This window comes from Brevundimonas variabilis, assembly GCF_014199945.1.
GTDB lineage: Bacteria > Pseudomonadota > Alphaproteobacteria > Caulobacterales > Caulobacteraceae > Brevundimonas > Brevundimonas variabilis.
In genome coordinates, this window is record NZ_JACHOR010000002.1 from 586,395 (window position 1) to 612,193 (window position 25,799).

The following is a 25,799-nucleotide window of genomic DNA, read 5'->3' on the forward strand; positions in this document are numbered from 1 at the left end:
AACGAGTTCCGGTTCAGCAGCGGGGTAAGCGTCAGGCCTTGGTATCGTTGGCGGCAATCGCCGTGCGATTGCGGACATCGGAGATCATGCTCTTGACCACGCGGACGTTCACACCCTGGGCGACCTCGACCATGGCCTCGGAATCCTCGACGCGCGTGACCTTGCCGATCATGCCGCTGGACAGGACCACGGTGTCGCCGCGCTTCACGCCGGAGACCATGGCCAGATGTTCCTTGGCGCGCTTCTGCTGCGGACGGATCAGCAGGAAGTAGAACAGTACGAAAATCGCGACGAATGGCAGGAACTGCACGATCATCGCGATCATGCCACCTTCAGCAGCGGGAGCGGTCATCAATCCATCCTGACTGGAGGCAGCCGGTCCGGCGCCCCTTGGTAAAATCGAGGCGCGATACCTAGGGCCGGTCGTTGCAAGATGCAACGCAGGCTTTGCCTCGCAGGCCCTGACCGCGTCAGCGCGGCAACACTGTCAACGGGTCGATGGCCACGGGATTGTCGCCCTGCATCCGGCGGGTCTCGAAATGGATGGAGGGTCGGCCGTCGCCTGCGGTCAGGCCCACGGTGCCGATCTGCTGGCCTGCGCGGACTTCGGATCCGTCGTCGACAGTCGCCGAGCCCAGATGGCCATAGACCGTCCGCCAGCCCTCCGGATGGACGATCAGGACGGTGAGGCCCTGCCCCACCAGATCCCCGACGTAGGCCACGCTGCCGGCCGCGGCTGCCAGCACCGGCGCACCGGCAGCGGCTCCGATGTTGATCCCGTTGTTGCGCTCGCCCAGGCCCACCGGTCCGAAGGGCCGCACGATCTCTCCGCGCACCGGCCACTGCATCCGCACGCTGGTAGGGGCCTGGGGAGCGGCTGTCGGGGCCGTCGCGGCCGGCTGGCGTGGCGGGGGCGGCAGGGCGGCGTTGCCCGAAGGCGGCGGCGGCGGCGGTGGCACGGCTCCGTTCCTGGGCACCACGACTCCGACGGGGGCCGGGCCAGTGGCATAGGGATCGCGACCCGTATCGACCGCGCTGTCGGGCAGGATGAGGTTCTGCCCGACGGTGATCGCGGCACGCGGGCCCAAACCATTCAGGTCGATCAGCGACTGGACCGGGGTCTGGAAGCGTCGTCCGACGCCGGAGATCGTGTCACCAGGCTGGATCACATAGGCCGCTCCGGCACGCACCGTCGCGGCTGGCGTCGCTGGCGGCGGACCATAGGCAGGCGGGGTGGCCGGTGCGCCGGACGGCGGCGGCAGGGCCCCGCCCTCGATCGTCTCGTAAGGGACCGGTGTCGGCGGTGGAGCCTCGTTCACGACCGGCGGCTGAACCGGATAGGCGGGGTTCGCGCCCTGCGGAAAGGCCGGAGTCGCTCCGGGCGTGGCGCGCGTGGCATAGCGCGGAGCATCGGGATAGCTGACGCAGGCCCCGAGGACACTCATCGCCGCGCCGAGGACGATCGCCCGGATCACCCCGTTCCTGAATCCGCTCATGCAAAGCCCTCTTGGTGGTTCGGGAATCGTGGCCCCGATGTGCCTTGCCCGTACGGATCAGCCAACCCGTCAAAGGGCACGAAAGTTGGGCATAAGGGTTAATGCCCTCCCTTTCCTCCCCATTCGCAGAATGGGGAGGAAAGCCTATATTTCCTTCGCCGTACCCTCGACCAGAGGCACGAAGCGGACCTCGCACAGGCTCTCGCGGCGGAAGGAGCCGTCGGCCTGGCCCGTATAGCGGTGCAGCATTTGCACCGACGTCCGCCCGACCGGACAGACCAGCACGCCGCCCGGCTTCAGCTGCTTCAGCAGTTCGTTCGGCTCGTGCGGCGACGCCGCCGTGACCATGATCCGGTCGAACGGGGCCTGTTCGGGCCAGCCGAGGCCGCCGTCGGAGTGGCGGGTGATGACATTGTCGATCTGCAGCGCCTTCAGCCGCGCCTCGGCCTCGGTCAGCAGCGACTTGTAGCGTTCGACCGAATAGACATAGCGCGCCAGCCGGCTGAGCACCGCGCACTGGTAGCCGCTGCCGGTGCCGATCTCAAGGACCCGGTGGCGGGGCTCGACCATCAGGGCCTGGGTCATCAGGCCGACGATATAGGGCTGGCTGATGGTCTGGGCGCAGTCGATCGGCAGGGCCTGATCCTCCCAGGCCTGGTCAAGGAATTTCTCGTGCACGAAGACGGCGCGGTCGATCGATTCCATGGCCCCCAGCACGCGCGGGTCCGTGACCCCCTGCTGGCGCAGGGACAGGATCAGCCGTCCGGCACGCTCGTCATTCAGCTTCATAGGCTCGGCCTCAGGGACACGCGCTCCGCATAGAGCAGAAGCGCCTTGTCCGCACACGCGCCGTCGACGACCCGTGACACGGCTCGCCCGCGAATCGCGACCAGACGTCCGTCCCACGATTGCCGGTTCCGGACGAACTCACTGGAAAGATCGACTGGCAGGCACTGCCCATCGTCCAGCGCGAGCCGACCACGGGGCCAGACGCCGCCGTCGTTGATTGCCAGCGTGCCCCGAACCCGGCAGACGCCAGGTTCGCTGCAGCCAAAATCGACCCATGGCCGGTCAAACGGCGTCGGGGAACCGAAACAGCCGGCCATCGCCAGTGCCGCACCGAGGACCGGCAGGAGACGTCCTGTCTTCACGCCATCCCCTTCGGTGGCACCCCGCCCAGCAAGCCCTTCAGGTCGTGGACGCTCTCGCGGTGGGTCAGGTCGATGTGCAGCGGGGTGACCGAGATCTTCCCGTCGTCCATGGCCCGCAGGTCTGTGCCCGGCAGGTGGTCCTGTTTCTCGCCGCGGAAACTCATCCAGTAGTAGTCGCGGCCCCGCAGGTCGGTGCGCTTGACGGCGTGCATCTCGCCGATTCCGCGGAAGCCCTGCCGGGTGACCTCGACCTCGGTCACGGCCTCGATGGCGCGGGCGGGGAAGTTCAGGTTCATCACCACCCCGTCCTGCCACTGATGCTTCAGCAGCCGGCTGATGATGGGCGGGGCATAGGCTTCGGCCGTGTCCCAGTGGGGCTGGACCTCGTCATGGAACCGCACCATTGACTGGCTGAGGGCGATCGACCGGATGCCGAAGGCCATGCCCTGCAGCGCCCCGGCGACGGTCCCGGAATAGGAACAGTCCTCACCGACATTGTGGCCCCGATTGACCCCTGACAGCACCAGATCGGGTCGCTCGGGCATCAGGTCGTTGACGGCGATGACGACACAGTCGGTCGGCGTGCCCGTCACGGCGAACCGCCGCTCGCCCTGCCGGTTGACCCGCAGGGGCTCGGTCAGGGTGATGCCCCGCCCCTTGCCGGACTGTTCCTCCTGCGGGGCGACGATCCAGATGTCGTCGGACAGGGTGCGGGCGATGCGCTCGAGACAGGCCAGGCCCTCGGCATCGATACCGTCGTCATTCGTCAGGAGAATCCGCATTTTTTCTTTCGTCATTCCGGGCGCAGCGCAGCGGAGACCCGGAAGCCAGCGACACCGAAGGTGATCTTGTCGCGCACAATCATCAAGGCCGGTGTCGGTGACAGTTTCGCGCTCACGCGCGCCGCCGGGTTCCGGGTCTCCAGCGCAAGGGCGCCTTCGCCCGGAATGACGACAGTATTGAGGTCACCCCACATGGGTCAGGCCGCCCATATAGGGCAGCAGGGCATCGGGCACGGCGATCCGGCCGTTCTCGTCCTGATAATTCTCCATAATCGCCACCAGGGTGCGGCCGACCGCGAGGCCGGAGCCGTTCAGGGTGTGGACGAACTCGGGCTTGCCTTCCTTGCGCTTGAACCGGGCATCCATGCGCCGGGCCTGGAAGTCCCCGCAGTTGGAGACCGAACTGATCTCGCGATAGGTCCCCTGGCTGGGCAGCCAGACCTCGAGGTCAAAGGTCTTCCGCGCCGAAAAGCCCATGTCGCCTCTGCACAGCAGCATGCGGCGGTAAGGCAGGTTCAGCTTCTGCAGCACGGCCTCGGCACAGGTCGTCATCCGCTCATGCTCGGCGTCCGACTGGTCCGGGGTGGTGATCGAGACCAGCTCAACCTTGTGGAACTGGTGCTGGCGGATCAGCCCGCGCGTATCCCGCCCCGCCGACCCCGCCTCGGCCCGGAAACAGGGTGTCAGGGCGGTGAGGCGCAGGGGGAGCTCTTCCTCCGGCGTGATCTGTTCGCGGACAAGGTTGGTGAGGGAAACTTCGGCGGTGGGGATGAGCCAGTGCGACTTTATTATCGAAGCGGTGCCCTCCATCTGCATTTCGGCAAAGCCGCGAGCCCAAGCGATCTCGTGCGATTCACCATCGTCCAATGATTGCTTGATCGCTCCGACAATCTTGACCCCCCGATGTGCACCAGGCGTCACGAATGTGCCAAAACCACTCGCACCCTGTGCTAGAAGCTTTTCTGTAGTCACCATTTGAGCTGCAGCGAATAAATCCTCGGCAAACTTCGGCAACTGCCCAGTCCCGAACATCGCCTCATCACGCACCAGATAGGGCGGGTTCACTTCCAGATAGCCGTGCTCGGTCGTCTGGACGTCCAGCATGAACTGGCCGATCGCCCGTTCCAGCCGCGCCAGCCCGCCCTTCAGCACCGCAAACCGGGCCCCCGACATCCGCGCCGCCGCCTCGAAGTCCAGCAGGCCCAGGGCCTCGCCGAGATCGGCATGATCCCTGGCCGGGCCAGACCGGCGCGGTTCGCCCCAGGTCGAGACCGCGACATTGCCGGCCTCGTCCTCGCCGTCCGGCACATCGTCGGCCGCAAGGTTCTTCTGGGCCGCCAGCAGGTCGCGCAGCTCGCGGGCCTTTGCGGCTTCGATGTCGCCCTGCCCCGCGATCTCGCCCTTCAGGTGCTCGACCTCGGCCTTCAGCCGGTCGGCCTCGGCCATGTCCTTGCGCCCCATGGCCGCGCCGATCAGTTTCGACGCCGCATTGCGCCTGGACAGGGCGTCCTGACCGGCGGTCTGGGCGGCGCGCAGCTCACGGTCCAGATCCAGCATCCGGTCGACCAGCGCTTGCGCATCCTCGACCCCGCCCGACGACCACCCGGCCACCCAGAGGGCGGGATTTTCGCGGATGGCTTTGATGTCGTGCATGGCAGGGCTCTTCAGTCGGGAATCGCCGCGAGCCTTACCGCCCCGGAGCGACAGGACGCAACGGTGAACGGGTGAGCAGCCCCTCCACCGCTTCGCGGTCCCCCTCCCCATCGCTGCGCGATGGGGAGGAAAGTGACTTTCTCCTCCCCACGCAGTGGGGAGGGGGACCCCGAAGGGGTGGAGGGGCTGCCATACTCGTCATAGCTGTATGATTTTGATATACCCGTTTCATGCCGCCGTCCCCCTCACCTACCAGCGGGCCGCCCGGATGCGGCGCAATCTGACGCCGCCGGAGGCGCGGTTGTGGCGGTATCTCAAGGGCGGCAACCTCGGCGGGGCGAAATTCTGGCGGCAGCATCCGGTCGGGGTCTACATCCTCGACTTCTACTGTCCGGCCGCGAAACTGGCCGTCGAGGTGGACGGGGCGGTGCACGCGATCCCGGAGAAGATTCTGCACGACCGGCGAAGGACGGCGGGGCTGGAGGCGCAGGGGATACGGGTGCTGCGGTATCCGGCGATCACCATCCGGGATGAGCTGGACGGGGTGCTGGCGGGGATACGGGAGGCGGTGGGTCGAGGTCTTTGAGGGGTGGGGTGGCCCCTCCACCACGCTCCGCGTGGTCCCCCTCCCCACTGCGTGGGGAGGACATGCCTTTCCTCCCCATCGCGCGGCGATGGGGAGGGGGACCGCGAAGCGGTGGACGGGCCCCGGCCCTATTTCAGCAGCATGCCGTCGCCGTAGTAGACGCCCTGGTCGCCCAGCATTTCCTCGATGCGGAGCAGCTGGTTGTACTTGGCCGTGCGGTCCGAGCGGGCCAGCGAGCCGGTCTTGATCTGTCCGCAGTTGGTGGCGACGGCGAGGTCGGCGATGGTCGAGTCCTCGGTCTCGCCCGAGCGGTGGCTCATCACCGAGGTGTAGCCGGCGCGATTGGCCATATCGACCGCGTCCAGGGTCTCGGACAGGGTCCCGATCTGGTTGACCTTGATCAGGATGGAGTTGGCCAGACCCTCGCCGATGCCGGCCGCCAGACGGGCCGGATTGGTGACGAACAGGTCGTCGCCGACGATCTGGATCCGGTCGCCCAGACGCTCGGTCAGCAGACGCCAGCCGTCGAAATCATCCTCGGAACAGCCGTCCTCGATCGAGACGATCGGGAACCGCTCGCACAGGTCGGCGAGGTAGCCGACCATGGCCTCGGCCTCGAACGACTTGCCCTCGCCGGTCATCTCGTACCTGCCGTTCTTGAAGAATTCGGTCGCGGCGACGTCGAGACCCAGCTGGAAATCCTCCCCGGCCAGATAGCCGGCGGCCTGACCGGCCTTGGTGATGAAGCTGAGCGCCTCCTCGGCCGAGGCCAGGTTGGGGGCAAAGCCGCCCTCGTCGCCGACATTGGTATTGTGACCCGCATCCTTCAGCGCCTTCTTCAGGGCATGGAAGATCTCCGACCCCATCCGCAGCGCTTCGGAGAAGCTTTCGGCCCCGGTCGGCAGGATCATGAACTCCTGGATGTCGATCGGATTGTCGGCATGGGCCCCGCCATTGATGATATTCATCATCGGCGTCGGCAGGACGCGGGCGGACACGCCGCCGATATAGCGGTGCAGCGGCAGGCCCGCCGAGATGGCGCTGGCCTTGGCGCAAGCCAGGGAGACGCCGAGAATCGCATTGGCCCCGAGACGGCCCTTGTTCTCGGTGCCGTCGAGGGTGATCAGGGCCTCGTCGATGCGGCGCTGGTCCTCGGCGTCCATGCCGGACAGGGCGTCGAAGATCTCGCCATTGACGGCGTCGACGGCATTCTGGACGCCCTTGCCGCCCCACAGGCTCTTGTCGCCGTCGCGCAGTTCGACGGCCTCATGAGCCCCGGTCGAGGCCCCCGACGGCACGGCCGCCCGGCCGAACGAACCGTCGTCCAGCGTCACATCCACCTCGACGGTCGGATTGCCCCGGCTGTCGAGGATCTGGCGGGCGACGATGTCGGCGATGTCGGTCATGGCGGGGCCTTCGTGGCGCAGGGGGGAGGAACGAACGCGCGGTTTAGCCCGCGCAGTCAAACAAGCCAACCGCTACGCATGCATCGGCCGCTTGCACCCACCCGCCGACCGGGCTATGTCCCCGCCTCCTGAAAAGGCCGGATGCGTAGCTCAGCGGGAGAGCACCTCGTTCACACCGAGGGGGTCACAGGTTCAATCCCTGTCGCATCCACCATTTCCCCCCATTCCCATGCCAATCAGGACGTCGGCGGTGTCAGGCCGATCAGGGTCAGGGTCGTGGCCTGGACCAGCATCGTGACGAGCCATTGCGCGCAGTCCACAGCCGTCGCCCGGCCCGGAACGCCACGGGCCGCATAGCCGACCACGGTGGTGGGCACCACGAAGCCGATCCAGATCACGACGGCGCTACCCAGCGACATGGTCCAGCGTCCGGCCTCGGGCGGGGCCAGAATCAACGCGCCCGCCAGGATGCAGCACAGCCAGGTCTGGGCCACAGCCGCCACGACCAGCTGGCCGGGGGTCAGTTTGGCCGGCCGGAGCCGCTGGACGACCAGGCCGGCGATCAGACCCAGCAGGGAAGCCACGAGGATCGGGAGCAGATTTTGCACGATATAGATCATGGATGGCCTCCTTTGCCGACTTTGCGCGGTCCTCGAGCCCGGTCAATGCGGTCTTTTGCCGAACCGGACACCTTTCTGCCCCGTTTTTGGCGCTTATGCCCGCCTCGCGCGTCGTACGCCCCTCTGGCGCCAGCGCCACAAGCGCCGTACGGACACATCATGCCTTTTCCTGCCAGTCATCCCGCGCTCGATCGCGCGCTTTCCGATCGCGGCTATGCCGAGCCGACCCCCGTCCAGGAGGCCGTTCTCGACGCAGAGGCCGGACGCGATCTGCTGGTCTCGGCCCAGACCGGGTCGGGCAAGACCGTCGCCTTCGGCCTGGCGCTCGCGCACACCCTGCTCGGCGATGCCGAGAAATTCAGCGACTTCGGGGCCCCTGTCGCCCTGGTGATCGCCCCGACCCGCGAACTGGCCCTGCAGGTCTCCAGTGAACTGCAATGGCTCTATGCCCAGACTGGCGCGCGGATCGTGTCCTGCGTCGGCGGCATGGACCCCAAGGTCGAGCGCCGCGCGCTGGACCGGGGCTGTCATATCGTCGTCGGGACGCCCGGCCGTCTGCGTGACCACGTCGAGCGCGGTGCGCTGGACCTGTCAAGCGCCCGCGCCGTCGTGCTGGATGAGGCCGACGAGATGCTGGACATGGGCTTCCAGGAAGACCTGACCTTCATCCTCGAGGCCGCCCCGGCCGAGCGCCGGACCCTGCTGTTCTCGGCGACTCTGGCCAAGGACATCGTCCAGCTGGCCCGGACCTATCAGAACGATGCGCTGCGCATCGACACCACCTCCAAGAATGCCCCGCACGGCGACATCGAATACAAGGCCATCCGGGTGGCCCCCAACGAGGTCGAACTGGCCGTCGTCAATGTGCTGCGCTATTTCGAGGCCCCCGGGGCGCTGGTGTTCGCCAACACCCGCGAGCGGGTCAAGCATCTGACCGCCAGCTTGCGCGAGCGCGGCTTCTCGGTTGTCGGCCTGTCGGGCGAACTGACCCAGAGCCAGCGGTCCGAGGCCCTGCAGGCCCTGCGCGACGGTCATGCCCGCGTCTGCGTCGCCACCGACGTCGCGGCGCGCGGTCTGGACCTTCCGGACCTGGGCCTGGTGATCCACGCCGAGATCCCGGTCAACAAGGCCGGGCTGCTGCACCGTTCTGGCCGGACCGGCCGGGCGGGCAAGAAGGGCGTGTCCGTCCTGCTGGTCAGCTATACCCGCCGCCGCAAGGTCGAGATCATGCTGTCGTCGGCCTCGATCGTCGCCGAATGGTCAGGCCCGCCCAGTGCCGAGATGATCCTGGAACAGGACCGCGCCCGTCTGCTGGCCGATCCGGTCCTGATCGCCCCGACCGAGGACGCCGAGACGCTGGAGCTGGGCCGTCAGCTGCTGGAGAAATCCACGCCGGAACAGATCGCGGCCGCCCTGATCCGCCTGTATCGCCAGAAGATGCCCGCACCCGAGGACGTCTATGACGACGACCGGATGAAGCGGCAGCAGGATACGGGCAAGAACGATCGCGGCCAGCCGGACGTCCCCTATACGGACTTCGCCCGTGGCGGTGACATGGCCTGGTTCCGTATCAACATCGGTCGCGACAAGAACGCCGATCCGAAATGGCTGCTGCCGACCATCTGCCGCATCGGCCATGTGACCAAGCGCGACATCGGCTCGATCAAGATCTTCGATCGCGAGACCAAGTTCGAGATCACCAAGGAGGCCGAGGCCAAATTCCTCGCCGCCGTCGCCGCCTCGACCGAGGACGGCGTCAAGGTCGAGACCGCCGTGGCCCCCGGTCCCAAGGAAAAGCCGCCGAGCCGCTGGGACAAGAAGCCGGTCGGCGACGCCGGCGATCGCCCCGAGCGCAAGCCCTGGGCCGACAAGACCGAACGCCCCGCCCGCGCCGACAAGCCGGCCTGGAAGCCGCGCGACGGCGATGGCGAGAAGAAGCCATGGGTCAAGCGCGACGAGGCCTCGACCGGCGAGAAGAAACCCTGGGTCAAGCGCGAGGCCCCGGCCGGCGACAAGAAGCCCTGGGTCAAGCGCGAGGATTCGGCCTCCTCCGATCGCGCGGCACCGGCGCGTCAGGACGGGGCCGGCAAGGTCGAGACCGGCGCTCCGGGCAAGAAGCCTTGGGTGAAGAAGGAGACCTCGGCTCCCGAGAAGAAGCCTTGGGCTCCATCGTCGGATGCAGCGCCGGCCACGCCGGGTGACAAGCCCTGGAAGGGCAAGCCCAAGGGCGGCGACCGTCCCTGGGCCGCCAAGGATTCGCGTGGCAAGCCGGCTGGCGCAAAGCCCCCATTCAAGGGCAAGCCCCGGTCGAACGGCTAGGTCTGAGGTTCGGCCGGGACCATGCCTGTCAGCCATACCCACCCCGGTCCCGAAGCCGCTCGCCTGAACAAGGTCATGGGCCAGGCCGGGCTGTGCTCACGGCGCGAGGCCGATGCCCTGATCGCGGCCGGGCTGGTCTCGATCGAGGGCGAGACGGTCACCGACGCGGGGCGGAAGATCGAGCCGGGCCAGACCCTGACCCTGTCCGAGGCGGCTTCCGAGGCCCTGTCGGAGGGCGTCACGATCATGATCCACAAGCCGGTCGGACTGGTGTCCGGCCAGCCGGAGCCGGGCAAGATCCCGGCGGTGCGGCTGCTGACCGCCGAAAATCGCATCGGTGACGGGCCGGTCCCGGCAGCGGACGCCTCCCTGCCCCCGATCGGGCGTCTGGACGAGGATTCGCGGGGCCTGTTGCTGCTGTCATCGGACGGCGTGGTGGCCAAGGCCGTGATCGGGCCGACGTCGGAGCTGGACAAGGAATACCGCATCCGGGTCGCGGGCGAGCTGACCGACCGGGCGCTGAAGATGCTCCGGCATGGCCTGATGCTGGACGGGCGGGTCCTGAAGCGGGCCGAGATCGTGCAGCTGGACAAGGACCGGCTGAAGGTCGTGCTGCGCGAGGGCCGGAACCGTCAGATCCGGCGGATGTGCGAGATGGTCGGCCTGCGGGTCACGGACCTGAAGCGGGTGCGGATCGGCCCGCTGCAGATGGCTGATCTTCCCGAAGGAAAGTGGCGGCACCTGACGCCCGACGAGCGGGCGGCCCTGCTGGCTCATCGGTCGGCGGGATAGCGCGCCTTCAGGGCCTCGACGCTCCAGCGCGCCATCTCGGCCAGAACGGCCTGATCGATGTCCGCAAGACGATTCACATAGACACAGCTCTGACCGGATTTGTGCTTGCCCAACCGGTTCAGGAAATCGCCACGTTCGTCGTCATAGGCGGCCATGTAGAAGACCAGCTTCGCCTTGCGCGGGGAGAAGCCGATCAGGGGCGCGTCTCCCTCGTGCCCGGAGGCATAACGGTAGTGATAGCGGCCGAAGCCGATGATCGATGACCCCCACATGACCGGCGGCTCGCCCGTGACCTCGGTCAACAGGGCCAGGGCCGCGCGGGCGTCGTCGCGACGCCCGGGGTGGTCGACGGCCTCGATGAAGGCGTCGACGGACGCAGGCGTGGGCTGGGTCTTCGGTTCTGCCATGGCTTCCTCCCTCCTGATCCTAACGCATCCGCTCATCCCGGCGAAAGCCGGGACCCAGAGCTTTGGGATACGGTTACCTGGACAGAAAACCGGCCACCCATCCAGGGCACCAACTTCGCCACAGGACTGGGTCCGGGCTTCGCCGGGATGAGCGCGTGTTGGAGAATCAGAGCCCCTTCACGATTCCCTCGACCATCTTCTTGGCGTCACTGAACAGCATCATCGTGTTGTCGCGGAAGAACAGCTCGTTCTCGACCCCGGCGTAGCCCGCCGCCATGCCGCGCTTGATGAACAGGACCGTGCCGGCCTTTTCGACGTCGAGGATTGGCATGCCGTAGATCGCCGAGGTCGGGTCAGTCTTGGCGGCCGGGTTGGTCACGTCATTGGCCCCGATGACGAAGGCCACATCGGCCGAGGCGAACTCGGCATTGATGTCTTCCAGCTCGAAGACCTCGTCATAGGGGACGTTGGCCTCGGCCAGCAGCACGTTCATGTGGCCGGGCATGCGACCGGCGACGGGGTGGATGGCGTATTTCACCTCGACCCCCTCCTCCTTCAGCTTGTCGGCCATTTCCCGAAGGGCATGCTGGGCCTGGGCGACGGCCATGCCGTAGCCGGGGACGATGATGACCTTGGACGCGTTCTTCATGATGAAGGCCGCATCCTCGGCACTGCCCTGCTTGACCGGACGGGTCTCGACCCGGGCCTCGCCGGCCGGGCCGGAGTCGCCACCGAAGCCGCCCAGGATCACCGAAACGAACGACCGGTTCATGCCCTTGCACATGATGTAACTCAGGATCGCGCCCGAGGACCCGACGAGGGCCCCGGTTATGATCAGGGCGATGTTCTCGAGCGTGAAGCCCAGCGCGGCTGCAGCCCAGCCCGAATAGGAGTTCAGCATCGATACAACGACGGGCATGTCGGCCCCGCCGATCGGGATGATCAGGGTGGCCCCGAGGACCAAGGCGATCAGGAACACCCCCCAGAAGGCCCAGATGGCTGTACCGCCCGAGCCGATCATGATCCCGATCAGGAAGATCAGCGCCAGCGCCAGGCCGATGTTGATCAGGTGCCGGGCGGGCAGGATGATCGGCGCGCCGCTCATATTGCCGTTCAGCTTGGCGAAGGCGATGACCGAGCCGGTGAAGGTGATCGCGCCGATGGCGACACCGAGGCTCAGCTCGACGATCGACAGCGTCTTGATGCCGGTTCCGGCGGAATTCAGGATGCCGAAGGCCTCTGGCGCATAGACCGCACCGATCGCCACCAGACAGGCGGCCATGCCCACAAGGCTGTGGAAGGCCGCGACCAGTTGCGGCATGTCCGTCATGGCCACCCGCTTGGCAATCAGGGCCCCCGCACCTCCGCCGACCACCACGCCGCCCGCGATCAGCGCCAGCGTCGTCCAGTCGAGGGCATTGGTGCTGCCCAGCGTCAGCAGGGTCACGCCGACCGCAAGCGCCATGCCGACCATGCCGAAGGTATTGCCCTGACGGCTGGTCTCGGGGCTGGAAAGCCCGCGCAGCGACAGGATGAAAAGGACGCCCGAGACCAGATAGGCCAGCGCCGCGATGGATGCGTTCATGGCGTCGTTTCGCTCCCCGTCTCAGAATACGTCGATGGCAGCCGGTCGGGCCGGATCCAGGGTACCCGCTGCCCTGGGCACCCCGTTCTTCACCAGCGCCAGTCCGACCGGACCGGCACCTCCCGTCTTCGTCAGGACACAGCGTCCGTTGTCCCCCGGCAACCGACCCGCACGCGGACCGGACCCTGAATAGCGAAGCTGGTTGGTGAAACGGCGTTCGTACTGGTTGATGGTAATCTGCATGGGCCGGAAACGGCACTCCAGCGACCAGTTCGCGCCCTGTGGCGCGGCGACGTGGAAATGCAGTCCGTCGTAGGCGTCGGTGTTGGAGCCCTGCGCAACGGCACTGGACGCCGTCAGGACGAGGACGATCGGGGACAGCCGTGCGATCCGTCTCATGGCATCACCTGCGCGCCAGTCCGCGCCAGCCGCCAGAGCGCAGCGGCGATGAACAGCGGCCCCAGGATCAGCATGGCCCAGTCGAAGGGCGTCATCTCGCGCGCCGGCACCAGTACCCGCAGGATGACTCCCGAAAACACGAGCACGACGCCGCAATCGCGATAACGAAGCTTCTGGATTGCGTTCTTTTCTCCCAGCCAGCTCCAGAGCCAGAGGGCGACGCCCAGACCGGTCGCGATCCATGAGGCCGCCCAGGACAGGCTTACCGGATCCACGGTCATGCCGAGGCGATCCTGCCGGCACGCCGGTCCACGCCGGTCCAGGCCGGCCGGGTCCTCAGCGCCGCGACGATCTGGACGCCAACGGCGAGGATCAGCACCCCGAGCGCCAGCCGCACGTTCAGATCGCCCTCGGTCTGCGCCAGGATGCTGGGCCCTTGAAACAGGGCCAGACCCGTCAGGAACAGTCCGAGACAGGTCATCAGCCGGATCATCCGCACCCGGCTTGCGATCAGGAAGACATAGACGCCCACAGCCGACAGCGCCGCCGCCAGACAGGCCCACCCGAGAATCTGGTCGACGATCATCCGGCGTCCTTGCCGCCATCGCGCCGGAGCGACGGATTCCGCCAAATCTGTATGCCGGCAACGGCCATTGCGACGGCCGTGACGGCAGACAGGACAAGACTGAGCCCGTCCCCTGCGACAAAGGCAGTCCACACGCCATAGGCGGCGGCGAACACGCAGACGGGGTAGAACACAAGCGCTGCACCCCGCACGATGGCTTCACGTTGGGCTGGCGGCATCCGGCCACTCAAAGCCACGACGGCCAGGACGGCGGCAATCGCGACCGGCGTGCCGATCATGAAAATGATCACCGGCATCATTTCGCGGGTCGTTCCTTCTTCTTGTACATGGCCAGCATGCGCCGGGTGACCATGAAGCCCCCGAAGATGTTGACGCTGGCCAGGGTCACGGCCAGCACGCCGGCTCCCTTGGCGATCCAGGCGTTGGGTCCGGTTGCCTCCCCCGACACCGCCGCAGCCGCGATCAGGCCCCCGACGATGATCACGCTGGAGATGGCATTGGTCACCGCCATCAGGGGCGTGTGCAGCGCCGGCGTCACCGACCAGACAACATAATAGCCGACGAAGATCGCCAGCACGAAGATGGCCAGACGAAAGATGGTTGGGTCAACGTGTTCCATCAGCGTGTTCCTTTCAATCTTTCGAGCCGGACTTCGATACTCAGCAGCATTCGCAAGACAGCACCGATCATCAGGCCTCCGATCGCGACATAGCCAGCGGCAATCGCCATCACGCCGGAACGCACAGGATCAAAACCCGTCGTTATCGATCCCAGAAGGGCGATCACCCCCAGAAGAGGTCCGCCCCAGATGCAGATTGCTGCAGTGGCCCGCAACAACGACTTCAGGGCCTTGCTCATCCTTTCAGCCCCTCGTGCACCACCGCCCCGCCATGGGTGACCACGGCCGCCTTCAGGATCTCATCTTCCAGATCAATGTTGACGACCCCGTCCTTCACCAGCAGGCCCGCAAAGGCGACCAGGTTCTTGGCGTAAAGGCTCGACGCATCCGAGGCGATCCGGCCCGGAAGGTTGGCGATCCCGACGATCGAGGCGCCGTTCGGGGTCACCACGACCTCGCCGGAGCGGGCCCCCTCGACATTGCCGCCGGCCTCGACCGCGAGGTCGATCAGAACGGAGCCGGGCTTCATCGTCGCAACCTGGTCGGCCGTCACCAGCACGGGCGCGGCCCGGCCGGGGATCAGGGCCGTCGTGATGACGATGTCTTGTTTCTTGATATGCTCGCCGGTCAGGATCGCCTGTTTGGCCTGATACTCCGGGCTCATTGGCTTGGCATAGCCGCCGGCCGTCTGCGCGTTCTTGAACTCCTCGTCCTCGACGGCGAGAAATTTGGCCCCGAGGCTCTCGACCTGTTCCTTGGTCGCCGGACGCACGTCCGTGGCCGTGACCACAGCACCGAGACGCCGGGCCGTGGCAATAGCCTGAAGTCCGGCCACGCCCACGCCCATGACAAAGACCTTGGCTGGGGCGACCGTGCCTGCAGCCGTCATCATCATCGGGAAACCCCGCCCATAGGCCGCTGCGGCCTCGATCACGGCGCGGTATCCGGCGAGGTTGGCCTGGGACGACAGGGCGTCCATCACCTGGGCCCGGGTGATGCGGGGGACGAACTCCATGGCAAAGGCTGTGACACTGGCCGCGGCCATCGCCGTGACCGTGTCCTTCTCGCGCCAGGCATCCAGCAGGGCAACAACGACCGCGCCGGGTTTCAGGGCGCTGATTTCCTGCGCCGTCGGGCCCCGGACCTTCAGCACGAGGTCGGCCCCTGTCAGGACAGCATGGGTATCGGGCTGAACCACCGCTCCGGCGGCGATATAGTCGGCATCGGGAAACGACGAACCGTGACCGGTCCCGGCCTCGACCGATACGGTCGCCCCCATGGCGACGAGCTTCTTGACGGTTTCCGGGGTTACGGCACAGCGCGTCTCGCCTTCGCGGCGTTCGCGGGTCACGGCAATGGCAAAGGCCAATCGATTCTCCCCATCCAGAACGGATGGAGCGACGTTAGGCCAAACCGGAAGTCGTCGTAAAGGCTTGCCGCGCGCTGCGACCGGGTCGCTCAGTGCGCCTTGGCGCCGCTCCGCAGGAAGAGGACTCCGCCCACAAGGAGAACGCCGGCCGCGATTGCCCCGGTGATGAAGCTGCCGCCGGGCTGGAACCACAGGACCAGCATCAGGAGAACGGAGGAGATCACCAGTGCACCCCATTTCATGAGGTTCATCACCAGAGCCCAGGTCGCGGCCTGTTCGTTGATTTCCATGCTGCCGCGCAGATAGGCGTTGGCGTCCGCATCGGCATTGTCAGAAGCGTGATGAGGGTGGTGCGGGTCGACCATGGGAGCGGTGTCCGGAAAATACAGGGAGGATTCTGCCCTGCCTTATAGAGCCCATGGCGCTGGGCTCAAGCTCCGGGCGACATTATGCGTCGCGGTCCAGCGCCGCCAGAACGTCGCGCGTGAAGGCCGCGATGTCGAAAGGGCTGCCCGCCGGATCTTCAGCGCGGCGCACGATCACGATCCGGCGCGAGGGCACGATGATCACATACTGGCCCCGATTGCCGAAGGCACCGATGGTATCTCCCGGAACGCCCTCCGACCGGTTCAGCAGCCAGAATCCGGCCCCGTAACCAAAGGCACCGTTCAGCGGTTGAGGCCCTGAAGCTCGCGATACGTAGGCCAGCCATCCCTCGGGCAGGATGCGTCGGCCGTTCCACACGCCGTCGTTCACATAAAGCTGCCCGAACCGGGCGAGATCCCGGGCCGTCGTCCAGACCTGGCTCGACAGGATGTAGTGGCCGCGCCAGTCCGTCTCGGCCGTCGTGTGACCCATGCCCAGCTGGTCGAACAGGGCATGGGGAGAATGCCGGTCATAGGTCGGGGCGAGGCTCAGGGTCGCCAGCAACGTGTCGTTGTTGGCATAGCGGAAGCGCGACCCCGGACGCGCGATCAGGGGCCAGGCCGGAGCCTGTTCGGCAACCGTGACCCCGCCGAAATAGAGGGCGTCGGTGCGGTTGCCGGCCGTATCACTGGTCAGGCCCGAGGCCATCCGGAGCAGATGATCCAGAGTGATCGCCGCCCGGGGATCACCGGCGACCTGCCAGTTGGTGATGTCGGCGGGGGCGTTCACATCAGCATCGCCGCGAAGCACGGCGGCCCCGACCACAGTTGCGGCAAGGCTCTTGGCCACCGACCAGGTGCGTTGCGGCACGTCGGGCCCGAATCCGTCCGCATAGGTCTCGGCGACGATCCGGCCCCCTTGCACGATGACGACCGCCGTCGTGTTGCTGCCGGGCCCGTAGGTTTCCCCGATTGCCTCGCCCAGAAGCCGGTCGATCGCGGGCCGGTCTCCCCGAAGCTCGCTCGTCGGCATGGCGGTGGTATCCGGACGGCGCAGGACGGGTCGACCCGCTCGGGGCTCCGGCGTCCCGACCGGCAGGATCGCACAGCCGGCCCCCGCCGAATGGACGGCGAAGCGCGGCGGCATGACCTCGTCCCACGACACCTGCGCACCGCCCGCCGTCACCTCGACCGGCAGGGTTCGCACCAGCGGCTCCAGTTCCGGATAGATTCCGGTGAGCTCATGGGCCTCGATGCTTTCGAGGCTGCGGGTCACGCCGGCTTCGCGCGCATTGTGGACCGCACTGCAGACTGTCAGCGCCTTGTAACCCGCGGCCATGGCCCGGACCTCGGCCGAGGGCGGCCTGGGCACGGCCGGTACCGTCTGGGCCAGGACGGGCTGGGCCGCACCCAGCAGCAGGAACAGAGACAGGGCAATACGCATGCCCCGACGCTGGGGCAGGTCACGACGGGGGTCAATGCCCCCGGCGATGTCATCACGTCAGACGATGGCCTCGAACTGGTCGATCAGGCGCTCGAGACGCCGTGTGCCGATGGTCCAGAAGGCCGGGTCGCGCGGGTTCAGCCCGAACGGCGCCAGCGCCTCGACGTAGGTTTTGGTCCCGCCACCGGCCAGTAACTGGCGATACAGGGGGGTAAAGGCCTCGGGGTCCTTTGCCCGATGTTCCATCAGGGCGGCGACCAGCAGGTCCCCGAAGGCATAGGCATAGACGTAGAAGGGCGAGTGGACGAAATGGCCTACATAGCTCCACCAGGCCTCATAGCCGGAGTTAAGCGTGACCGCCGGGCCCAGGGACGCGCCCATCTCCTCAAGGAACAGCTGCCCGATCCGCTCGGCCGGGACCTCGCCGGCGGCGCGTTCGTCGTGGAACCGGACCTCGAAGCGGTGGAAGGCGATCTGACGGACGACCGTGTTCAAGCCGTCCTCGATCCGTCCGGCCAGCAGCCCGCGTTGCTCGGCCTGCGGCGCGTTGGCCAGCAGCCGGTCGAAGGTCAGCCCCTCCGCAAAGATCGAGGCGGTCTCGGCAAGGGTCAGCGGCGTGTCGGCCAGCAGCGTCCCCTGCCCGGCCGCCAGCGTCTGGTGAACGCCGTGCCCCAGTTCGTGAGCCAGGGTCAGGACGTCACGCCGCTCGCCCATCCAGTTCAGGAAGACATAGGGGTGCCGGTTGGCCGTCACCGGATGGGCATAGGCACCGGATTGCTTGCCCGGTCCAGCCCGTCCGTCGATCCAGGGATTGTCGAAGAACTGCCCGGCAAGGTCGGCGAACTCACCGCCGAGGTCCCGGAAACTGTCCAGCACCAGGGTCCGGCCCTGCTGCCAGTCGTAGGTGCGGGGGCGCGTGGTCTCCAGCGGTGCATTGCGGTCCCACTGGTCCAGCTTCGGCTTGCCCAGCGCCCGGGCCTTCAGCGCATAATAGCGGTGCGACAGCTTCGGATAGGCGGCAGCGACGGCCTCGGCCATCGCATCGACGGACTCACCATCGACCTCGTTCATCAGGTGGCGGGCATCGGCCGGACGGGCAAAGCCGCGCCATTTGTCCTCGAGCTGCTTTTCGGCGACCACCGTGTTCAGCACGAGCGCCAGCGTCGGCACCCGGGCCGCCAGAGCCGCGTTCAACCCTTCGGCGGCGGCCTTGCGCGCGTCCGGCTTCGGATCACTGAGCTGGTTCAGGGCCTCTGCCAGCGTCAGGCTGGACTTTCCCGCCTCGACACGCAGGCTGGTGAGCGTCTCGTCGAACAGCCGTGGCCACTGGGCCGAGATCGGCATCCGCTCGGCGATGAAGGTTTCCATCTGTTCGGACAGTTCGTGCGGCTTGCCGGCCCGGACCCGCCGCAGCCAAGGCCGGAAACGCGCCGCTCCGGTATCTGCCGCCAGCGCAGCCTCGATCTCGGCGTCCTCAAGCTGGTTGATCTCCAGCGTCAGCCAGACGGTCGGGGTCACGATGGCGGTGGTCTTCTCGCGGATGTCAGCCTCGAAACCCTGGGCCGCTGCATCATCGCGTGCGGTAGACGCCGCCAGAAACGCGTAGGCTCCCAGTCCACCCAGGGTGTTGCTGGCCCGCTCATACAGATCGATTGCCAGGGCCAGCGTTGCGCCGAGGGCCACCGGGTCTGTCCGCTGGGTCAGCATCCGGCCCTGCAGCGCATTCAGCTCCGCCACAGCCCTGCGCCCGGCCTCCAGATCGGTCGCGATCTGTCGGTCCTCGCGGGACCGGTAAAGGTCGGTCAGGTCCCACAGCGGGGGCTCGGTCGGAGCAGCGGATGGGGTCGGGGCTTTGAAGGGCGCGTTCATGGGCACTGTTGTGGGCATGGAGGATCAGCGGCGCAACCGTCGCCTCGCGGGCCGAATGTCGCTAGAAGGCCCGCATGTCCGTGACCACCCCCACCCTGCGCCCCCTGTTCGTGACCCAGGTCTATGAGGCCAGCCTGGCGGCCACCCCTGGGTTCGAGGATTTCAACGCCTCGCTCGCCGAGGCCGTGCGGTCCCTGTCGGTCGAGGACAGTGCCGGGCGCGCCTGGTGCCGGGCCCATGGCTATCGCGGCTACACCTCCTACGGATCGCTGAACGACCTGCCCCAGCGCATGCCCGAGTTCGGCGAGCTGAAACGTCATCTGGACCGCCACGCTCTTGCCTATGCCCGAGCCCTGAAGTTCGACCTCGCGCGCAAGCCCCGGCTCGACAATCTGTGGGTCAACATCCTCAAGCCGGGCGGGGCGCATTCGGGCCACATCCATCCCCACGCCTTCCTCAGCGGCACCGTCTATGTCGAGGTCCCCGACGGGGCCTCGGCCCTGAAGCTGGAAGACCCGCGCCTGCCCATGATGATGGCCCGGCCTGGCATACTGCCCGAAGCGCCTGTCGCCGAACGCCCCTTCGTCTATCTGGCCCCTCAGCCGGGCACGGTTTTGATGTGGGAAAGCTGGCTGCGGCACGAAGTGCCGCCCAATGCGGCAAAGTCCGAGCGGATCTCGATCAGCTTCAACTACGCCTGAGAATACGGCACCGTCGGCGCAATCAGGGCCATCGGAACAGGCGATCCAGGCTCAATCGCCCGGCCCCGAACCGCACGAGAAACAACAGGCATGCCGCCCAGAGAAGATGGGTCGGCCAGCCGGTGGGATAGACGAAAATCTGGATCACCAGTGTCATCGCGAGAAGCGCCAGCGCAGACACCCGGGTAAGCAGCCCCAGAACGATCAGCGCCGGGAAAAGGTGTTCGGCATAGGTGGCCAGATGCGCCGCCAGTTCGCTTGTGATCAGTGGCACCTTGTACTCCTCCGCGAAGAGGAAATAGGTCCCGTCGGTGATGGTCAGGACACCCTCGACCTTTGTCCGGCCCGACAGGAAAAAGACAGCGGCTACCGCCACCCGGACGGTCAGGCTTATGGCATCGGCCGGCAACAGCCTTTCAATCAACGTCACGGCCGGTTGAACCACGGCGTTGCGCGACGTCGGAGGCAGAGGACGGCTCAGGGTCTCGGTCATTGGGGGGACGGCTCCAGATTCAGGCGGGTAAACACGCCGAACCTCAGCAGTCCGGCAAACAGGCGCGACAGATCGGCAAGCGGTTGCGTGACCATGACGCTGGCGGCGGCGCGGCCCAGTGGCAGGCCCCGACGACAGGAATCGAGGAAAAGCCATTGGTTTCTATCGATCGCATGGGTCTCGACGGCACCCTGCGGTCTGACCAGCAACAGGCCCTCGGCCTTCTCGTCCCAGTACACGGGCTTGCTCGGATCAGACTCGGCTCGGTTGGCCAACCAGACTGTCGGTACGGTCCAGTCGAACCAGAAAATCCGCGCGGCGGGATGGATGACAGCCCGCGCCGCGAACAGGACGTCGGGCCCCAGTTGCACAAGGTCTGACGCAGACAGTACCGGCGCCTCGACCGCGCGATGCGCCTCGCTCCATGCCCGGTCGACCCGCGCGACAGGCGCAAGGAACGGGAGTTCACGGGCCGGCGGGAACATTTCCAGCCAGTCAGCAAAGCCGACGCCATAGTCGTCCAGCACAGGGGATGATGGCGGCGAATGACGACCGAACAGCAGCGCCGCCTCGCGGAACCAGTCGGGGCCGACCAGCCTCATCACTGTGGGAAAGAGGCCGGTCAGGGCGTCGGCGCGGGCCTTGGCCACCGTGTTCTGATAAACCGCCAACCCCGCCCGCCCCGCTGCGCCGTCGCGAAGCCAGGGGTCCAGCGCCGCCGCATCCCCCGCCAGCACGGCGTCCATCGCGTCGTGAAAGGGCTCAGGCACGGAGTGCCTCGTCACCGGCCGACAGAATGGCATCTGCCCGGTTGCGTTCGCCCATCAGTATTTCGAAGGCTGGAATGGCGTCATCACGCTCGATCAGGGTGGGGCGCGGCCCGATCCGACGGATGGTGCGCTGGTAAAGGCTCCAGACCGTGTCCGAGACGGGTGCCGCATGGCTGTCGATCAGCAGTCCAGGGCCCAGTTCCGGGTCCGGATCATGGCCGGCCAGATGGATCTCTCCGATCGCATGCGCAGGCAGAGCGTCCAGATAAGCGGTGGCGCTTTCGCCCAGATTGTTGGCGCTGACGTAGACATTGTTGATGTCGAGAAGCAGTCCGCACCCGGTCGCCAGAACAATTTCGCTCAAAAATTCCGGCTCGCTCATCTCATGGCCGTTCAAGGCCAGATAGAGCGACGGGTTTTCGATCAGGAGCGGACGTCCGAGGACATCCTGCGCCCGCGAGACGTTGTCGCAGACGCGCGACAGCATCCGGCGAGTGCGAGGAAAGGGCAGCAGATCCGGATGATACACCTGGCCCCGTCGCGACCAGGCCAGATGTTCGGAGATCGCGAACGGCTCATAACGATCAGCCAGCGCCTTGAACCGCGCAAGATGTTCAGGGTCGGGGAGCGCGTCGCCAGCCAAGGAAAGGCCAATGCCATGCAAAGACAGGGGCTTTTCGGCCCGGATGGCCTCCAGCCAGGCCAGCCGCGGCCCACCGTCGACCATGTAGTTTTCAGGATGCACTTCAAACCACAGACCGACCGCCGGACAGGCGAGGGCCTGCTCGTAATGCTGGGCCTTGAGGCCCAGGCCGGCGGTGGGCCCTCGCAAACCAGGCCCGGCGGTCGATCCATGGGTCATCGCGTGATCGGGGGGACGATCAGCGCGTGACGGGGGTCAGCGATCCGTTGCCCTTGGGCGTACGGATCGTGGTGCACGTGCCGGCGGCGACGTTCTTCCAGGCGTTGCCCTGATAGTCGCGGACCGAGGTTCCGGCGCAGGTCGTGCCCGGACCCGCCGCGCAATCGTTCTTGCCGGCCAGCGAGATGCCATAGCATTTCTCAACCCGGGGCGCGTCGCCCTGGGTCCGGGACTGAGCGCTGGCGATGCCGGCCCCTGCAAAAAGAGCGACGGCGGTCAGGCCAGCGATGGAGACTTGGGTGCGGTTCATGAGGATGATCCTTGTCGGAGGTGTCGGGAGCCGCCATCGGCCCCGTGCCTCGAACTTCGCGACGCCCTGCCAGCCGGTTACAGCTGTCGACACCGGATTATTTTGTCCGCCTCACCCCATCCGGGCGTAACCTTCTCCACGCAGTATCGTAGGCGGGACGCTGTGACAGATCGTGAAACTCAACTGAAAGCCCTGATGCTGCGCGGCCTCGATGGTGACGCGGGTTCCTGGCGCGTGCTGCTGACAGACATGGGCGCGCATCTTCGGCCCTTCTTCGCCCGAAGGCTGTTCAACGGCGGTGCCGATGCCGAGGATCTGGTGCAGGAAACCCTCATCGCGATTCATGCCAAGCGTGCCACGTGGGACCGCAACCAGGCCTTCACGGCCTGGGCTTTCGCCATCGCCCGGCACAAGCTTATCGACCATCTGCGCCGCCAGGGTCGTCGTCCAACCCATCCGATCGACGAAGCCTCTGACCTGTTCGCGGAACACACCGTCGAGGACGGCGCGACCCAGGCCGACCTGAGCCGCTGTCTGGCCCTCCTGCCCGCCCGCCAGCGTCGACTGATCGAGGATGTGCGCCTGCGGGGCCTTACCGTCGCCGAGGCCGCCGCAAACCACGGTTACACCGTGACCGCAGCCAAGGTCAGCATCCACCGCTCAATGAAATCCCTCAATGCCCGCTTTGCCTCACATACCGCCAACGCCGACATGGCTGGAAATGCGTCCGATGAAGACTGATGACCTGATCCAGGCGCTTGCCGTCGACCTGCCTGCCCGTGGAAAGGGGCGGATTGAGCGCCGATTGCTGCTGACCCTGATCCCCGCGGGCCTGCTCGTTCTGGCGGGGGTCGGCCTTTGGCTGGGGTTCCGCAGCGATCTGTCGGACGCGATGCTGGGACCGACCTTCTGGGCCAAGGCGGCTTTCACCACAGGGCTGGCGGCGTCGGGTTTCTGGCTGCTGGCACGGCTCGGTCGACCCGGAGCCAGCGCCCTTGCACCGTTGCTCGTCCTCGCCGCCCTGTTGCTGGGGGTTGCCGGCCTCGCCATTCACGAGCTCACCTCGATGCCGATGCCCGAACGGATGCCGGCTCTGATGGGCGACAGCGCGCGTGCGTGTGCACCCAACATCCTGTTGCTCAGTGCCCTGGCCGCACCCTTTGTCTTCTGGTCAGCCAAGGCTTTCGCGCCCACCCGCCCGACTCTGGCAGGCGCTGCCGCCGGGCTTCTGACGGCGGGCGTCGCCACCACCCTGTACGGCCTGCATTGTCCAGAATACACGGCCAGCTTCGTGGCGGTATGGTACATGATCGGCATCAGTCTGGCCGTCGCCGCGGGTGCGGCGATCGGGCGGCTCGTCTTCCGCTGGTAGCTGCCCGCCTTCAAACTGCCCTGCCCGCCCGCTAGACGTTTGCCACCCGGCGTGCGGCCCGCTACATCCCGCGCCAACCTCCCCACGACATCACGACAGGGCGACGCATCTCATGGCGCAGCAGTATATTTTCCAGATGCAGGGCCTGACCAAGGCCTTTCCTGGCGGCAAGAAGATCTTCGAGAACATCTGGCTGAGCTTCTACAACGACGCAAAGATCGGCGTGGTCGGGGTCAACGGCTCTGGCAAGTCCACCCTGCTCAAGATCATGGCCGGTCTGGACAAGGAGTTCACCGGAGAGGCCAAGGCTGCTGACGGCGTCAAGCGTGGCTACCTCGAGCAGGAACCGCACCTCGATGACAGCCTGAACGTCCGCGAGAACGTCGAGGCCTGGTGCGAGGAAAAGCAGTGGGTCACCCGCTTCAACGCCATCGCGATGGAAATGGCCGAGGAATACACAGACGAGCTGATGGCCGAGATGACGGCCCTGCAGGAAAAGATCGACGCCGGCGACGTCTGGGACATCGACAGCCGGATCGAGATGGCCATGGACGCCCTGCGCTGCCCGCCGGACGACTGGTCGACCGAGAACCTGTCGGGGGGTGAAAAGCGCCGTGTCGCCTTGGCCCGTCTGCTGCTGTCCAAGCCCGACATGCTGCTGCTCGACGAGCCCACCAACCACCTGGACGCCGAAAGCGTCGCCTGGCTGCAGCATCACCTCGAGGCCTTCCCGGGCTGCGTGATTCTGGTGACCCACGACCGCTACTTCCTCGACCTCGTGACCAAATGGACGCTGGAACTGGACCGCGGCAAGGGCCACCCGCACGAGGGCAATTATTCGTCCTGGCTGGAAGCCAAGCAGAAGCGCGTCGTTCAGGAAAACTCGGAGTCCGAGGCCCGACAGCGCGCCCTTACCCGCGAGCTGGAATGGGTTCGCAGCGGAGCCAAGGCTCGTCAGGCCAAGTCCAAGGCTCGTCTGGCTGCCTATGAGCGGATGGTCGCCGAGCAGGAAGGCATGCGTGGGGCCCAGACCCACGCGGTGATCCAGATCCCGCCCGGCCCGCGCCTCGGCAATGTCGTGCTGGAGGTCGAGAACCTCAACAAGTCCTATGGCGAAAAGCTGCTGTTCGACGGTCTGACCTTCAAGCTGCCGCCCAACGGCATTGTCGGCGTCATCGGTCCGAACGGTGCCGGCAAGTCGACCCTGTTCCGCATGATCACCGGACAGGAAACACCGGACGGCGGCACGATCCGCGTCGGCGAGACCGTCAAACTGGCCTATGTCGACCAGTCGCGCGACGACCTGAAGCCCGACGAGACCATCTGGCAGGCGATCAGCGGCGGCACCGATGTGATGATGGTCGGCAAGCGCGAGATCAACACCCGCGCCTATGTCGGCAGCTTCAACTTCAAGGGTGGCGACCAGCAGAAGAAGGTCGGCCAGCTGTCCGGCGGTGAGCGCAACCGCGTCCACTTGGCCAAGACCCTGGCCACCGGCGGCAATCTGATCCTGCTCGATGAGCCCACGAACGATCTGGACATCGAGACGCTGCAGAATCTCGAGGAGGCCCTCGAGGAGTTCGCGGGCTGCGCCGTGGTCATCTCCCACGACCGCTGGTTCCTCGACCGGCTCGCGACCCACATCCTGGCCTTCGAGGGCGACAGCCATGTCGAATGGTTCGAAGGGAATTTCGAGGCCTATGAAGAAGACAAGAAGCGTCGTCTGGGCACCGATGCCCTGATCCCGCACCGGATCAAGTTCCAGAAGTTCGGACGCTAGGCCAAGACCCGGGCGGTGGCTCTTTCGGGGCCGCCGCTCAACGGATTGAACATAGAAGCTGAC

32 protein-coding genes and 1 tRNA gene are annotated in these 25,799 nt (G+C 66.5%); 8 read left to right on the forward strand and 25 right to left on the reverse strand.

Annotated features, from left to right (window positions below; all coding sequences use genetic code 11):
- Window positions 1–31: 31 nt before the first annotated feature.
- The 7 genes from yajC to serS form a co-directional block, all read right to left on the reverse strand.
- A complete protein-coding gene (yajC, locus tag GGR13_RS07550) occupies window positions 32–352 on the reverse strand; it encodes a preprotein translocase subunit YajC (RefSeq protein ID WP_183212866.1) in 321 nt (106 codons plus the stop codon).
- Window positions 353–470: 118 nt separating this feature from the next.
- Complete coding sequence (locus GGR13_RS07555) at window positions 471–1,496, reverse strand: peptidoglycan DD-metalloendopeptidase family protein (RefSeq protein ID WP_183212867.1); 1,026 nt, start codon at window positions 1,494–1,496, stop codon at window positions 471–473.
- Window positions 1,497–1,640: 144 nt separating this feature from the next.
- The gene (locus GGR13_RS07560) at window positions 1,641–2,285 is read right to left on the reverse strand and encodes a protein-L-isoaspartate(D-aspartate) O-methyltransferase (RefSeq protein WP_183212868.1); all 645 of its coding nucleotides are present in this window, start codon (window positions 2,283–2,285) and stop codon (window positions 1,641–1,643) included.
- Entirely contained in the window at window positions 2,282–2,647 is a 366-nt protein-coding gene (locus GGR13_RS07565) for a hypothetical protein (RefSeq protein WP_183212869.1), read from the reverse strand. The genes GGR13_RS07560 and GGR13_RS07565 overlap by 4 nt, the downstream gene beginning before the upstream one ends.
- Window positions 2,644–3,429: a 5'/3'-nucleotidase SurE gene (gene surE, locus GGR13_RS07570; RefSeq protein WP_183212870.1), complete on the reverse strand. Its 786-nt coding sequence runs from the start codon at window positions 3,427–3,429 to the stop codon at window positions 2,644–2,646. The genes GGR13_RS07565 and surE overlap by 4 nt, the downstream gene beginning before the upstream one ends.
- Before the next feature lie 11 nt (window positions 3,430–3,440).
- Window positions 3,441–3,623 (reverse strand): hypothetical protein, encoded by a 183-nt coding sequence (locus GGR13_RS07575; protein ID WP_183212871.1) that lies wholly within the window; start codon window positions 3,621–3,623, stop codon window positions 3,441–3,443.
- On the reverse strand, window positions 3,613–5,082 hold the full coding sequence (gene serS / locus GGR13_RS07580; RefSeq protein ID WP_183212872.1) for a serine--tRNA ligase: 1,470 nt from the start codon (window positions 5,080–5,082) through the stop codon (window positions 3,613–3,615). The genes GGR13_RS07575 and serS overlap by 11 nt, the downstream gene beginning before the upstream one ends.
- A gap of 208 nt (window positions 5,083–5,290) precedes the next feature.
- Between serS and GGR13_RS07585 the strand changes: the two genes are divergently transcribed.
- Window positions 5,291–5,668, forward strand: coding sequence for an endonuclease domain-containing protein (locus tag GGR13_RS07585; RefSeq protein ID WP_183212873.1), 378 nt, complete (start codon window positions 5,291–5,293; stop codon window positions 5,666–5,668).
- Window positions 5,669–5,796: 128 nt separating this feature from the next.
- Here the strand turns inward: GGR13_RS07585 and eno are convergent, their stop codons facing one another.
- The gene (gene eno, locus GGR13_RS07590; protein WP_183212874.1) at window positions 5,797–7,074 is read right to left on the reverse strand and encodes a phosphopyruvate hydratase; all 1,278 of its coding nucleotides are present in this window, start codon (window positions 7,072–7,074) and stop codon (window positions 5,797–5,799) included.
- Window positions 7,075–7,213: 139 nt separating this feature from the next.
- Here eno and GGR13_RS07595 point away from each other — a divergent pair.
- Window positions 7,214–7,288: transfer RNA gene (locus tag GGR13_RS07595), tRNA-Val, on the forward strand.
- Window positions 7,289–7,310: 22 nt separating this feature from the next.
- Here the strand turns inward: GGR13_RS07595 and GGR13_RS07600 are convergent.
- Window positions 7,311–7,694 carry a DUF1761 domain-containing protein gene (locus GGR13_RS07600; protein ID WP_183212875.1) on the reverse strand — a complete coding sequence of 128 codons (384 nt, stop codon included), beginning with the start codon at window positions 7,692–7,694 and terminating at the stop codon, window positions 7,311–7,313.
- A 159-nt stretch (window positions 7,695–7,853) separates the two neighbouring features.
- Between GGR13_RS07600 and GGR13_RS07605 the strand changes: the two genes are divergently transcribed.
- The gene (locus GGR13_RS07605; RefSeq protein WP_183212876.1) at window positions 7,854–10,013 is read left to right on the forward strand and encodes a DEAD/DEAH box helicase; all 2,160 of its coding nucleotides are present in this window, start codon (window positions 7,854–7,856) and stop codon (window positions 10,011–10,013) included.
- Window positions 10,014–10,034: 21 nt separating this feature from the next.
- Window positions 10,035–10,805 carry a pseudouridine synthase gene (locus tag GGR13_RS07610; RefSeq protein WP_183212877.1) on the forward strand — a complete coding sequence of 257 codons (771 nt, stop codon included), beginning with the start codon at window positions 10,035–10,037 and terminating at the stop codon, window positions 10,803–10,805.
- Here the strand turns inward: GGR13_RS07610 and GGR13_RS07615 are convergent.
- The 12 genes from GGR13_RS07615 to GGR13_RS07670 all read right to left on the reverse strand — a co-directional run bounded on the left by GGR13_RS07615 (window position 10,787) and on the right by GGR13_RS07670 (window position 19,448).
- On the reverse strand, window positions 10,787–11,212 hold the full coding sequence (locus GGR13_RS07615) for a DUF1801 domain-containing protein (protein ID WP_183212878.1): 426 nt from the start codon (window positions 11,210–11,212) through the stop codon (window positions 10,787–10,789). The genes GGR13_RS07610 and GGR13_RS07615 overlap by 19 nt on opposite strands.
- 166 nt (window positions 11,213–11,378) lie before the next feature.
- Complete coding sequence (locus GGR13_RS07620) at window positions 11,379–12,797, reverse strand: NAD(P)(+) transhydrogenase (Re/Si-specific) subunit beta (protein ID WP_183212879.1); 1,419 nt, start codon at window positions 12,795–12,797, stop codon at window positions 11,379–11,381.
- A gap of 21 nt (window positions 12,798–12,818) precedes the next feature.
- Complete coding sequence (locus GGR13_RS07625; protein WP_183212880.1) at window positions 12,819–13,196, reverse strand: hypothetical protein; 378 nt, start codon at window positions 13,194–13,196, stop codon at window positions 12,819–12,821.
- A complete protein-coding gene (locus GGR13_RS07630) occupies window positions 13,193–13,477 on the reverse strand; it encodes a hypothetical protein (RefSeq protein WP_183212881.1) in 285 nt (94 codons plus the stop codon). The genes GGR13_RS07625 and GGR13_RS07630 overlap by 4 nt, the downstream gene beginning before the upstream one ends.
- The gene (locus tag GGR13_RS07635) at window positions 13,474–13,782 is read right to left on the reverse strand and encodes a hypothetical protein (protein ID WP_183212882.1); all 309 of its coding nucleotides are present in this window, start codon (window positions 13,780–13,782) and stop codon (window positions 13,474–13,476) included. The genes GGR13_RS07630 and GGR13_RS07635 overlap by 4 nt, the downstream gene beginning before the upstream one ends.
- The gene (locus GGR13_RS07640; RefSeq protein ID WP_183212883.1) at window positions 13,779–14,072 is read right to left on the reverse strand and encodes a hypothetical protein; all 294 of its coding nucleotides are present in this window, start codon (window positions 14,070–14,072) and stop codon (window positions 13,779–13,781) included. Before GGR13_RS07640 ends, GGR13_RS07635 begins: the two co-directional genes overlap by 4 nt.
- Before the next feature lie 5 nt (window positions 14,073–14,077).
- Window positions 14,078–14,401 carry an NAD(P) transhydrogenase subunit alpha part 2 gene (locus tag GGR13_RS07645; RefSeq protein ID WP_183212884.1) on the reverse strand — a complete coding sequence of 108 codons (324 nt, stop codon included), beginning with the start codon at window positions 14,399–14,401 and terminating at the stop codon, window positions 14,078–14,080.
- Window positions 14,401–14,640, reverse strand: a complete 240-nt coding sequence (locus tag GGR13_RS07650; RefSeq protein WP_183212885.1) for a hypothetical protein — start codon at window positions 14,638–14,640, stop codon at window positions 14,401–14,403. The genes GGR13_RS07645 and GGR13_RS07650 overlap by 1 nt, the downstream gene beginning before the upstream one ends.
- Window positions 14,637–15,770 (reverse strand): Re/Si-specific NAD(P)(+) transhydrogenase subunit alpha, encoded by a 1,134-nt coding sequence (locus GGR13_RS07655; RefSeq protein ID WP_183212886.1) that lies wholly within the window; start codon window positions 15,768–15,770, stop codon window positions 14,637–14,639. The genes GGR13_RS07650 and GGR13_RS07655 overlap by 4 nt, the downstream gene beginning before the upstream one ends.
- 89 nt (window positions 15,771–15,859) lie before the next feature.
- The gene (locus GGR13_RS07660; RefSeq protein WP_183212887.1) at window positions 15,860–16,135 is read right to left on the reverse strand and encodes an aa3-type cytochrome c oxidase subunit IV; all 276 of its coding nucleotides are present in this window, start codon (window positions 16,133–16,135) and stop codon (window positions 15,860–15,862) included.
- An 82-nt stretch (window positions 16,136–16,217) separates the two neighbouring features.
- Window positions 16,218–17,579: a serine hydrolase domain-containing protein gene (locus tag GGR13_RS07665; RefSeq protein WP_183212888.1), complete on the reverse strand. Its 1,362-nt coding sequence runs from the start codon at window positions 17,577–17,579 to the stop codon at window positions 16,218–16,220.
- Between the two features lie 57 nt (window positions 17,580–17,636).
- Window positions 17,637–19,448, reverse strand: coding sequence for a M3 family oligoendopeptidase (locus GGR13_RS07670; protein ID WP_183212889.1), 1,812 nt, complete (start codon window positions 19,446–19,448; stop codon window positions 17,637–17,639).
- 74 nt (window positions 19,449–19,522) lie between these two features.
- On the opposite strand from GGR13_RS07670, the gene GGR13_RS07675 reads away from it, so the two are divergent.
- On the forward strand, window positions 19,523–20,149 hold the full coding sequence (locus GGR13_RS07675) for a TIGR02466 family protein (RefSeq protein WP_183212890.1): 627 nt from the start codon (window positions 19,523–19,525) through the stop codon (window positions 20,147–20,149).
- A 22-nt stretch (window positions 20,150–20,171) separates the two neighbouring features.
- On the opposite strand, the gene GGR13_RS07680 is transcribed toward GGR13_RS07675, so the two are convergent.
- From GGR13_RS07680 to GGR13_RS07695, 4 genes are read right to left on the reverse strand one after another with little or no spacing between them, the layout of a single operon-like run.
- Complete coding sequence (locus GGR13_RS07680; RefSeq protein ID WP_183212891.1) at window positions 20,172–20,642, reverse strand: DoxX family protein; 471 nt, start codon at window positions 20,640–20,642, stop codon at window positions 20,172–20,174.
- A complete protein-coding gene (locus tag GGR13_RS07685) occupies window positions 20,639–21,412 on the reverse strand; it encodes an HvfC/BufC family peptide modification chaperone (RefSeq protein WP_183212892.1) in 774 nt (257 codons plus the stop codon). The genes GGR13_RS07680 and GGR13_RS07685 overlap by 4 nt, the downstream gene beginning before the upstream one ends.
- Window positions 21,405–22,274 (reverse strand): MNIO family bufferin maturase, encoded by an 870-nt coding sequence (bufB, locus tag GGR13_RS07690; protein ID WP_183212893.1) that lies wholly within the window; start codon window positions 22,272–22,274, stop codon window positions 21,405–21,407. Before bufB ends, GGR13_RS07685 begins: the two co-directional genes overlap by 8 nt.
- Before the next feature lie 19 nt (window positions 22,275–22,293).
- The gene (locus tag GGR13_RS07695; protein ID WP_183212894.1) at window positions 22,294–22,584 is read right to left on the reverse strand and encodes a BufA1 family periplasmic bufferin-type metallophore; all 291 of its coding nucleotides are present in this window, start codon (window positions 22,582–22,584) and stop codon (window positions 22,294–22,296) included.
- A 162-nt stretch (window positions 22,585–22,746) separates the two neighbouring features.
- Between GGR13_RS07695 and GGR13_RS07700 the strand changes: the two genes are divergently transcribed.
- From GGR13_RS07700 to ettA, 3 genes are all read left to right on the forward strand, one after another.
- Entirely contained in the window at window positions 22,747–23,325 is a 579-nt protein-coding gene (locus GGR13_RS07700; RefSeq protein ID WP_183212895.1) for a sigma-70 family RNA polymerase sigma factor, read from the forward strand.
- Complete coding sequence (locus GGR13_RS07705; protein WP_183212896.1) at window positions 23,315–23,956, forward strand: NrsF family protein; 642 nt, start codon at window positions 23,315–23,317, stop codon at window positions 23,954–23,956. Before GGR13_RS07700 ends, GGR13_RS07705 begins: the two co-directional genes overlap by 11 nt.
- 112 nt (window positions 23,957–24,068) lie before the next feature.
- Window positions 24,069–25,736 carry an energy-dependent translational throttle protein EttA gene (gene ettA, locus GGR13_RS07710; RefSeq protein WP_183212897.1) on the forward strand — a complete coding sequence of 556 codons (1,668 nt, stop codon included), beginning with the start codon at window positions 24,069–24,071 and terminating at the stop codon, window positions 25,734–25,736.
- Window positions 25,737–25,799 lie beyond the last annotated feature (63 nt).